Source organism: Rhizobium sp. BK491, from assembly GCF_014194925.1.
Lineage (GTDB): Bacteria > Pseudomonadota > Alphaproteobacteria > Rhizobiales > Rhizobiaceae > Rhizobium.
Map to the genome: position 1 here is coordinate 852,016 of NZ_JACIAR010000003.1, position 10,623 is coordinate 862,638.

The following is a 10,623-nucleotide window of genomic DNA, read 5'->3' on the forward strand; positions in this document are numbered from 1 at the left end:
GCAGATTGGTATCTGCGGTAGCGCTCGAAACCTGCAGAACAGCGCGTGGACTGTCTATATCGAAAGCGACAGGCTGCATCCAATTACGTCACCGGAAATTGACGGCGACCTTTTGCCGACGAAACAAGTTATTCGCATGCAGCGACGCGAAGTCCGCCTTCCGATTCTAAACCGTGTTGATCGACAACGGTAGATTCCGGAATATTTGGGTGATCCCAAAGTATAGAATCACCATTACCTCAATACATATTGCGACAGCATTATACAAATAATGTATAGTTTATGAAAATATTTATTAGCAATCACGTATTTACAGCTATAATCGCGCCGATATTATGGCTTCAACGTGAACTTTCACAAGTTGCATGTTGAATCTCGTGAATTCCTTTAAGGAGAATTTTCGAATGCGCAAGTTTTTGGGATCCACCGTTTTTCTGATGGCGGCGGTTGCGGGGAGTACCGTTTATGCAGCGGATCTTGCGGTTTCCACACCGCCTCAAGCTCCCGTTGAAGCGGCGCCGGTATTTTCGTGGACCGGCTTCTATGTGGGTGTGAACGCCGGCGGCGGTTTCGGCGGCAACGACACTGTCGGTTTCCATTCGTTCGGAAATTATCTTGGCAGGTATGGCAAGCTTGAGGGATCCGGTTTTCTCGGCGGTGGTCAAATCGGCTACAACTATCAGTTCGATCCCAACTGGGTAGTCGGCCTTGAAGCTGATTTCCAGGGTGCTGATATCAGCGATTCCTTCAGAAGCGATATCGCAAGCGCATCTTCCAAGATCGATTGGTACGGCACCGTTCGTCCTCGCATCGGTTATGCCTTTGACAATACCTTGTTCTACGGAACCGGCGGCTTCGCCTATGGACACGTCAAATACAAGGGCGCCTTGGCCGGCGCAAGCTTCGACGATGACAAAACCGAGGCCGGCTGGACTGTCGGTGCCGGTGTCGAACATGCTTTCACCGATCATGTGACGGCAAAACTCGAATATCAGTATGTTGATTTCGGCAGCAGCAAATTTGGGGGAGATGCCCTCAACACCAAAGGCAGCCTTGATTTTCATGCCGTTCGGGTGGGTCTGAACTACAAGTTCTGACGGAAAATTTGCCTTGAAAGACAACATGTTAATCTGTCGGAGAGGATAATAACATGGCTTTGATTGGCATCAACCTCACTAACAACGGCACGACCAGGATTGATAGTAGCAATGCCGGCACTCCCTCGGATAGCATCCAACTCAATCTTGTTGCCAATGGCACGGTGATTGTTGACGGCGTTGATGTCGAGATCAGTAGCATCGTTGGCATTGGCGCGGCTTCAAATACCACGATCAAAGCGGTTGGTGGTGCGAATGTAACGATCAATGCCGGCCTCGCAAATGTCGGGGCCGCTTCGACCTATACTTATGCGATAGGTTCCAATTCGAGTATTACGGCGGATGTGGGCCTGCCCACCGTTGACCTTTTGAACGGAGCTACCGTGGATTTTGCCGATGCAAACGGCAGTGGGCTGTTCGCCTACGATCCAGGAGGCATCAATTTGAGCCTCTCGGCCCCGCCGAACGTTGTAAACGTTCAATCGGGAGACAGGATCGAGGTGGTAGGCTCGAACATCGTCTCTCAAGCAGGGAATACTATCACCTTCTTCGGCGGTCTGTTGAACGCAGTACCGTTCGGCTCCTATACCATACCCATGGGTGTCACTTACACCTACGATGCCAACATAGACAGCCTGACTTTTACGAGCTGTTTCCTGCGCGGTACACTCATCCGCACACCCGAGGGAGATACTCCCGTCGAGGATTTGCGGGCCGGCGATCTTGTGGTCACCCACAAAGGCGTTGCGGAGATCAGATGGGTCGGACGGCGTCGGATTGATCCGAAGGCGATCGATAAGCCACGCGATACCCTTCCGGTTCGTATACAGGCGGGTGCTCTTGCCGAAGACGTCCCTTCTCGGGATCTTTACGTTTCGCCGGACCGTTGCATGTTTCTGGAGGAATCGTTGATTCCAGCAAAGTTCCTCCTCAACGGTACGACGATCACTCAGGAAACGACGTTGGTGCCGTTTGAGTATTACCATATCGAGCTCGAACAGCATTCGATCATTCTTGCCGAAGGCGCACAGACGGAGACATATCTCGCACTCGGTGGTCGTATGTCCTTCCTTGAGCCTGGCGTACTGCGATTCGGTTCCTTTGCCAGTGCAGCAACGCGCACTTGGAACGACTGGTGCTATCCGCCAGTCTATGCCGGCAGAGTGCTCCAGCAAGCCCGTATGTCTATTGAAAGGCGGGCGATGGAAATGGGCTATCGCGTCCGTGAGGCTGAAGCATCCTGAAAGAAGAATAACGCCACAAGACGATGCTGTTTCGTCCTATTTGCCGGATGTGGATCGGGTCAGCTGACTAACTTCGATCGAGAGCTGTCGGTTGGCCAAGAAGACCCACTTACCTGTTGTTTTACAGGGGGATACACATCAACGTCCCCATCGACCTGACGGTATGACGATACCTGTCGATCTTGCGGTCTATAACGCGCGCTCCCGGGGTGCCTTGATGATGCGCGGCTCAGGGTTGGCGAAATGATCGAGCATTGCTGCAGAGCCTGAGCACCTCGCGCTGCGTAGCCGATTTCAATCCGAGCGAAACCGCATCTCAAACCTCAACGTCCTGTTGAGAAAAGCTGGCGAACGACCCATTGGCAGCTTTTAGACGATAAGCGAGGTACCCCGCTCTCTATTCCCGACCGACGCTGCCACTACCTAACAGCCAAAGACTATCGTGCTTGTGATTCCGCTTTGAAAGTCAACTCCGTTTCGGAGAAAGCAGAAAATCTCTCTGCTAGACTATGATTATAGAGATTTTGTCGCGTTTTATACTGTTATGACGGGATTGGTGTGGCAGGGGCGGGATTGCCTGGACAAGAGTGCCAATGGTCTTTGCATGCTCTGGAGTTCCTAGCGTTGTGTTGTCGGGAAGGAGATGTGCGAAGGGCGAACCGAAGCTCCATCGTCCTACGCGATGAGGGTCAGCATAGACTAGTTCTGAACTCGTTTACTTCAACGGAGCAAGAAACATGGCGGAAGGCAATTATAGTGCCACCACAGCGAGTGGCGTACAGTATAATCTGACCTACAACCCTGGTGGCCCACTTGGGATAGGTGCAAATTACAACCTCACCATCACCAACCCGGACGCTTCGGTAACAACGGTAACCAATATCGCGCCGGGCAATGTCGCGACGCCGGTTAATGGTACCAGTTCGCTGTCTATCCTCTCGGTCCTTGGGAACACCAACTATGTGGTGGCCCCCGGCGCGACGGCAACCGTCAACATTACCGCTGCGCTATTAGGCTCGTCCACGGTCTATGTGGGCGGCAACGCCACTATCAATTCGGGTATTAGCGCCCTGAGCAGCATGACCGTCATCGTTGACGGCGGCACCGCCACCGCTGCCGGCGGCTCGGTCCTCGGAGCGCTGAGCGGCTTGAATGTCGATATCGAGAATGGCGGCACGTTTACCAACGGAACGGCCTTGATAAGCGCGCTGAACGGCACGACCATCAACTTCGGAGCCGGTGGGGGCACCTTCGTCGCGAACGCCGGTGGGGCGGTTCTCGATCTTTCGTCGACGACCATCAATAGTTTCGATGCGGCGACGGACAAGATCGAATTTCAGGGGCTGGCCGGATCGGTGGATCACTACACCATCACCTCGTCCGGCGGCTCCCAGACGATCAGCCTTTTCGATAGCAGCAACAATCCGCTCGGAAATGTCAGCGTTGCCGGCACCAGTTTCACGACCGGCACTTTCATAGCCGGCCAGGCAGGTCCGCTGACAATCACTGCCAATGGTGCGGCGATAGACATTACTCCGGTGGCAACACCCTGCTTCGTTTCCGGAACGCGTATCCTCACTGCGCGCGGCGAGGTCGCCGTCGAAGATCTGAGGGTTGGCGATCTGGCGATCACGGCAACCGGCGAAGCTCGTCCAATCATTTGGATCGGCAACAAGCGGGTCGAGCGGCCGGTGCGCAACGAGTGGCCGGTCCGGGTTCGTGCCGGCGCCTTCGGTGATAACCTGCCCGCTCGCGATCTGCTGCTGTCCGGCGGCCATGCGGTGTGCGTGGACTTGATGGGCGAAGTGTTCGTGCCGGTCGGCGAGCTGGCCAATGGCGCGACGATCGTCCGCGAGGAGTGGCCCGAGGTCACATATTGGCATGTGGAGCTGGAAAGCCATGATGTGCTGATGGCCGAAGGCATGGGCTGCGAGAGCTATATGGAAGTGGGCAATCGCGCTTTCTTCGGCAAGGCTTATGGTCGCCTTGTCGAGGTCGACGCCGCTCAGCGTGTGGCCGAGAGCCTGACCCGTTATGCCCGCCCCTTCGTCGACCGCGGTGTCCTCGTCGAGGCGATGCGCGAGCGCTTGATTGCGCGGGCCGAAGCACTCGGCTGGAGCCGGGCTGCGGATATGGACCTGCATATGCTGGTCGACGGCAAGCGCGTGGAGGGGCAAATCGATGGCGACCTCGCCCGGTTCATCTTCCCGGCTTCTGCCAAGACGGCGAGCCTAGTGTCGCGGACCTTCTCTCCCGGCCGCGAGGTTCGTGCGCTCGGCGTGCGGTTTGAGAGCCTGCGCATCTTCGATGGCCTCAAGACCGACCATGACGTTGCCTTGGACGGTCTCGTCGGCCTGCATCCGGAAGAGCTCGCTGCAGGTTGCAACTGGTCCTGGACCAATGGTCATCTCGTGCTGCCGGCCACGCTGTGGGCCGATTGCAAGGGTCATGTGATCCTGCGCCTGACTGGCTATGCGGAAGCCGGCCAACCTTGGGTGGCGCCGGAAGAAACGGATGTGGCGGGGCTTCGCGCCGCCTGAGGAAGCCCCCTTGCGGCGGCCCACCTTTGGACCGCCGATAGAGTGAGGAGCTGTTCAGCAGCCGGAGACGGATGGGATCGACCTATCCGTCTCCGGCAGGAACCGGCGGAGTTGCGAGCGCCGACGAACCATCGCCGAAATCCCCTTAGCCATCGCGATCAACCTGACCCAACAAACCGGGCGAGATTTCATGAACATTTTTCGCAGCAAGGAAGAAATGAGAAACGTTGTCCGTGAGGCCGACGCGGCGCGGGATTCGAGACTGTGGCAGAAAGCGGCCGACTTGTATGATGAGCATCTGCAGACCGATCCCGAGGACACAGGGATATGGGTTCAGGCGGGAAACTGCCTCAAGGAAGCGGGTGACTACCGTGAGGCAGCCAAGCGCTATCAGAAGGCGCTGGAGCTCAGCCCGGATGATTCCGACATTCACCTGCAGCGCGGGCACCTGCTGAAGGTCATGGGGCGCACGGGCGAAGCAATCGAAAGCTACAAGCGCTCGGTAGAATGCAACCCCGGCAACCACGATGCCGTCATCGAACTCGTGGCAGCGGGCGCCGCCGGCGATGTCTTTTCCGATTTCAGCGTCGAGAGCGAAAAAGCGGTGAAGACCATCTGGCTCGATGTCACCGACCTCATGGAATACGCTCAGCACAACAAGAGCCTGAGTGGAATTCAACGCGTCGTTGCCAACCTGGTCCTACATATCGAGTCCGGTATTTTCAAGGATTACCGCGTTATCCCGGTGATACCGGAATATGATCGCCATCGGATTCTTGCTGCGAGCCCGGCGGCACTTGCAACGCTTGTTCGCCAGTTCGATGTCCCGATTGTCGATCGCAGCATGGTCGATAAGGCGATTGCCGCCGTATTCGACGCCCGCTTCGAAGTTTGGCCCGCGCAGGATGATATATTCGTCGTAGCAGGCGCTTTCTGGATCTACCCGCATTACGACGTCATGCGGAAGCTTCGTGAAAAGGGTATGCGTTTCTGCGTATTCATTCACGATCTCATCCAGATCCGGAATCCCGAATATGTCCAGCAGGCTGCCGTCGACAAGTTTCAAAAACAGCTGATCGATGTATTGTCGGTTTGCGATTTCGTTCTGGCGAATTCAGAGTTCGTCGCATCCGAAATCAGGGCCTATTTCAAGGAGCGTCTCAACTTCGAGCTGCCCGTCAAGGCAATTCCGCTTGCTACGGAGCTGCGGAAGACACAGAAGAAGAACAGGATACTCAATACCAACATCCTCGGCATGGCAGACGAGGAATATGTCCTCTGCGTTGCAACGATCGAAGTTCGCAAGAACCATATGTACCAGATCCGCATATGGGAGCGTCTGGTCCGCGAACTGGGCGACAAAGCGCCGAAGCTCGTATGGGTGGGCAAATGGGGTTGGCAGATCGACGAACTGCGCCACCATCTGGCCACCCACGGCTATGTCGGGGACTGGCTCTACATCTTCAACGATATCTCAGATGACGAGCTGGAATATCTGTACCGGCATTCCCTGTTTACGACCTATACAAGCTTTGCCGAAGGCTTTGGCCTGCCCATTGGCGAGAGCCTGAATTACGGCAAGCCCTGCATCGCCTCCAACGCCACCTCGATGCCAGAGGTTGGGGGGCATTTCGTGCGTTACATCAATCCGTACAACGTCGAGGACGGCTACAACCTCTTTAAGCAGGTCATTGTCGATCGCAACGACCTGGCCGACTGGCAGCGCGATATCAAAGAGAATTTCGTGCCAAAATCGTGGGATTCGTTCTGCTCCGAGCTGTTCTCGACGGCGATCGACATGAGCGTTGGTCTGGGCGACCAGCCTGGGCTATTGAATTGCCGCCTGCCTCGCAACACGATCATCGAAGGTGGCGACACGGCGCTGTTGCGCATCGCTGCCGAAGGCCGGCGGATCCTCACGTTCCGCGCAGCGCGGGACTCAGGCTGGTTCGCTATGGAAGATTGGGGCGTTTGGGCAAGCCAGCGCCGCTCCCGGCTTGTATTCGACAGCGAACTCGCCGAGGGCGAGAGCGTGCGCATCTATCTCGAGGTGAAATGTCCGCCTCTCAGCGAGAATATCGCCGTTATCGCCGATGCCGGAGGAGAAACGTGCTCTTTCCAGCTCGTCGATCGGTCGACCTATATTTCGTTCGGGGGCATCGTCGGGCCACACGGGAGAGTTACGGTCAATCTGCTGACGCGGGGCAGATTTGGCGATACCGGCGATCGGTCATGCCATCTCGGGCTCTCGGCCGTTGCGTACTGCGACGGGGCGGACCCACTGGAACGAGTGGGTTTGTTGGAGAAAATCATGCTCCAATCGCAGCTAGGCCGAAACTAATCGATGTCGTCCTGTTAGGCGGCTTGGTTCGCCTATATTTTTTCATCTCGATTCCCGAGATCAATGCTGTGAATGGAGGATTGTTTATGGATGGAAGTTTAGAAACGATATGTCAGTTCCTGTATGGAAACGATATTCCTTCATCTCATAAAGATCACATTAGCAGACACGGCATTTCGGATGGAGAATTATCTTACTCAAAAATTCGTTCTGTTATAGGTGTTTTTGATCGTCAGAGCTTAAACACACCTATCATTGTCAGATTTGGACCAGAGGATATTTTCTACGCTGATCTCGGATCGTTTAGCTTGGCGGTAGATAATGCGGATAGGGCTGTCGGTCTTTCCATATTGCATTCCGGCATATACGAGCCTCATGTCACTGCCTTTTGTAAATCGACAATCACAGAAGGAATGCACGTCGTCGATATAGGCGCAAACATCGGGTATTTCACGATGTTGTCCTCAAGGCTCGTTGGACCATCGGGTTCCGTAACAGCAATAGAGCCGAATTCCGAAAATAGTCGCTTGATATTGTTGAGCATCGAGCGAAATGGAATTGACAATGTAAAGCTTCTGCCTGTCGCACTGTCCAGTGCCGAAGGGGCTGCCTATTTCTCTACGCATGTGGGTTCCAATGGCGGGTTGCTGCCGGAAACCTCCGCTGTTTTAAGCAGTCCTTATTGTACGGTAGTGCCGGTTTTTCGTCTGGATCAGCTTGTCCAAAAGCGCATCGATTTCATTAAGGTGGATGTAGAGGGCGCAGAGTCCAAGGTTTTTGACGGCGCTTGGCCTCTTATAGTACGTGATAGGCCCATCATATCGACGGAGTTTTCGCCAGAAATGCTTCAGCGCATATCTGGAGTGGACCCACTGAGCTATTTAAAGAGGTTTGTCGATATTGGCTATCACATTGGTCTTCTTGATCGAGCAGACCCGACGGGCGCACCGAAGGACATAGGAGACCCTGGCCTGTTTTTACAGAACTATGGAGCGAATACTCACCTTGAAGATCTGGCGCTGATCCCCCGTGAGCGGCTCTCAAGCTGAAATATAACTATTGAGAATTTCCTCCGTTGGAAGTTCTAGCGTGCCTTTGGCAAGTGGCAAGTGGCAAGTGGCGAGAGATGAGGCGAAGCGGCGTCGTCTCCATAAGTCGTTGAGGACTATAAAAATGCCAATTTCTAAGGACGACGTGAGCTACGGCTATCGTTATCTCTTGGGCAGGTTGCCAGAGAACAACGATGTTATAGAATATTATAGCCAGGCATTCGAAGACGTTGAATTATTCCGCCAGCATCTGATGGAATCTCCAGAGTATAAATTAAAGAATCCGGTGGCGGTCACTCTGAGATCGCCACCAGTGGAAATGCAACGCATGTACAACGATGTTCGATTGGTTATATGGGACCTAGATGAAACCTTTTGGCAGGGCACGCTGACGGAAGACGGGGTTCGTTATAGTCAGCGTAATCATAATATTGTTGTTGAACTCGCGAGGCGAGGGATTTTAAGTTCCATATGTTCGAAGAACGATTTCGAGAGCGCAAAAAGCAAATTGCAAGAGTCCGCCATTTGGCAATACTTTGTTTTCCCAAGCATTGACTGGTCTTCTAAGGCTCACAGGATTGCGCAGATTGTGCAATCTTCACAGCTTCGCGCTGAAACGATCTTATTCGTGGACGACAATCCTCATAATCGCGCGGAAGTTCAAGCAGCAATTCCGGGGATTCAAGTTGCTGCCGAAACGGAAATCCCTAACTTCCTAACGCATGAGGCTTTTCAGGGAAAAGAAGATCCGGAATTAAGTCGACTTCAACAATATAAGCTACTGGAGCAGAAGCAGCTGGAGATTAGCGCCTCTGGGGGTGGTAGCATTGATTTTTTGAGAAAGAGTGGAATTACAGTTTCCATTATCTATGATGTTGAGAAGCATATGGATCGTGCAATTGAAATAATAAATAGAACAAATCAATTAAATTTTACGAAAAAACGCCTGCCTGCCGAACGTTCTGAGGCAGAAAAACAATTAATATCGGAAATGTCCCCTTTCCATTGTAAGGCAGGGCTGGTTTCCGTGAAAGACAAATACGGTGACTATGGAATATGTGGATTTTTCTTAGTTTCCGGCATGAGAGCCCATGGAAGGCCCCAACTTAAATATTTTGCATTTTCATGCCGTCTATTGGGGATGGGAGTTGAGCAGTGGTTGTACGCTCTTCTTGATCGCCCTGAGGTGACGATCGTGGGCGATGTGCTCTCAGACCTGTCCACTCCGGTAGATTGGATTAATGTTGTTGGCGATACGCCTACAGACGAAATGGGACAGCAAAGATTTCATATTCCTGAGATCAGGATTCGCGGCGGTTGTGAACTCGAAGTAATAGAACATTTTTTTAGAGCCGCCGCCGGAAGGATAGTGACTGAATTTATCAGACCTCATGGATGCCTTTACGTTCCCTGCCAAAACAGTCTCCTATTAAATGCTTCTATGCGACCTCTGTCGGATGTAGAGATCCGAATTATATCCGAACTGGGAATGGATGAAACATTTTACACAACTAAAATGTTTGAGCCATGTGCTCCCGGGACGTTAATACTATACAGTCCTACTGGCGACGCTATACTTTCCCCTTGGCAGCATGTGAATAATGGGTTTGAGGTGCCAGTCTGGTTCCGCGAGCCAGTGCTACCTAACAATCCTCAAAGAACGAGAGAAGATGAATTTGAATATGAAAGGATAGCCGGATTTCTTTCGGAAAAATTTATTCAGCAGTCACAAGACAGCCTAGAGCGGTATGAGCACGCATATCACGGTATATTATCTAATTTGCCGAAAGAAGCGTTTGTCATAATTCTTCTTCCAAATGAGTTTGCAAATCATGGAGGAACTCCTTTCGAACTGAGGATTCAACGGGATTTGAACGATGCCTTTGAAAGATCTGCTGCCGAATTTAGTAATGTTAGTCTTCTTAAGATGTCATCGTTACTCAACACGATTGATGAGGTTGTTGATCACTATTTGCATTTTGATCGTGCTGTATATCGTAGGCTTTTTGAAGAAATACATACCCGTTACAAAGAATGGACGCAGAACTATCAGCGCAGCCTCAGTATTTCGGTGGTGCAGTGATGGAGGACCCATTGTGATCTGTGCACCTCCGGAGCCGGTGGCGGGCAAGGCCATCGCGTAGTCCGACGCGCGTCTGATCGAAATTGTTGCGGCGAATGGCCGACGTATGATTGTGAGAACTGTAAAATGCCAAACCGCGTTCATAAATACGTTTTGCGGGCGATTGCATTTCTGTGTAACCGCTGTTCCACCCCCACGTTGTCCTCGCCGCCCTGATCTGTGATCGCCTATCCATGGACGAGCAACGGGAGTTTCTCCATGGAGACTAC

6 protein-coding genes are annotated in these 10,623 nt (G+C 53.0%); all 6 read left to right on the plus strand.

Annotated features, from left to right (window positions below):
* Positions 1-404: 404 nt before the first annotated feature.
* The 6 genes from FHX05_RS18355 to FHX05_RS18380 all read left to right on the plus strand — a co-directional run bounded on the left by FHX05_RS18355 (position 405) and on the right by FHX05_RS18380 (position 10,354).
* On the plus strand, positions 405-1,097 hold the full coding sequence (locus tag FHX05_RS18355) for an outer membrane protein (protein ID WP_183873524.1): 693 nt from the start codon (positions 405-407) through the stop codon (positions 1,095-1,097).
* Between the two features lie 53 nt (positions 1,098-1,150).
* Positions 1,151-2,341, plus strand: coding sequence for a Hint domain-containing protein (locus FHX05_RS18360; RefSeq protein WP_183873526.1), 1,191 nt, complete (start codon positions 1,151-1,153; stop codon positions 2,339-2,341).
* A gap of 737 nt (positions 2,342-3,078) precedes the next feature.
* A complete protein-coding gene (locus tag FHX05_RS18365) occupies positions 3,079-4,881 on the plus strand; it encodes a Hint domain-containing protein (RefSeq protein ID WP_183873528.1) in 1,803 nt (600 codons plus the stop codon).
* Positions 4,882-5,098: 217 nt separating this feature from the next.
* Positions 5,099-7,222 (plus strand): glycosyltransferase family 1 protein, encoded by a 2,124-nt coding sequence (locus FHX05_RS18370; protein ID WP_210294904.1) that lies wholly within the window; start codon positions 5,099-5,101, stop codon positions 7,220-7,222.
* An 86-nt stretch (positions 7,223-7,308) separates the two neighbouring features.
* Complete coding sequence (locus FHX05_RS18375; RefSeq protein ID WP_183873532.1) at positions 7,309-8,271, plus strand: FkbM family methyltransferase; 963 nt, start codon at positions 7,309-7,311, stop codon at positions 8,269-8,271.
* A 124-nt stretch (positions 8,272-8,395) separates the two neighbouring features.
* Positions 8,396-10,354, plus strand: a complete 1,959-nt coding sequence (locus tag FHX05_RS18380; RefSeq protein ID WP_183873534.1) for an HAD-IIIC family phosphatase — start codon at positions 8,396-8,398, stop codon at positions 10,352-10,354.
* The last annotated feature ends 269 nt before the right edge of the window (positions 10,355-10,623 follow it).

Bases quoted from the DNA above. Each gene is read 5' to 3' on its own strand.
- FHX05_RS18365 (WP_183873528.1), top strand. From the start codon at position 3,079: ATGGCGGAAGGCAATTATAGTGCCACCACAGCGAGTGGCGTACAGTAT.
- FHX05_RS18375 (WP_183873532.1), top strand. From the start codon at position 7,309: ATGGATGGAAGTTTAGAAACGATATGTCAGTTCCTGTATGGAAACGAT.
- FHX05_RS18355 (WP_183873524.1), top strand. From the start codon at position 405: ATGCGCAAGTTTTTGGGATCCACCGTTTTTCTGATGGCGGCGGTTGCG.
- FHX05_RS18360 (WP_183873526.1), top strand. From the start codon at position 1,151: ATGGCTTTGATTGGCATCAACCTCACTAACAACGGCACGACCAGGATT.
- FHX05_RS18370 (WP_210294904.1), top strand. From the start codon at position 5,099: ATGAGAAACGTTGTCCGTGAGGCCGACGCGGCGCGGGATTCGAGACTG.
- FHX05_RS18380 (WP_183873534.1), top strand. From the start codon at position 8,396: ATGCCAATTTCTAAGGACGACGTGAGCTACGGCTATCGTTATCTCTTG.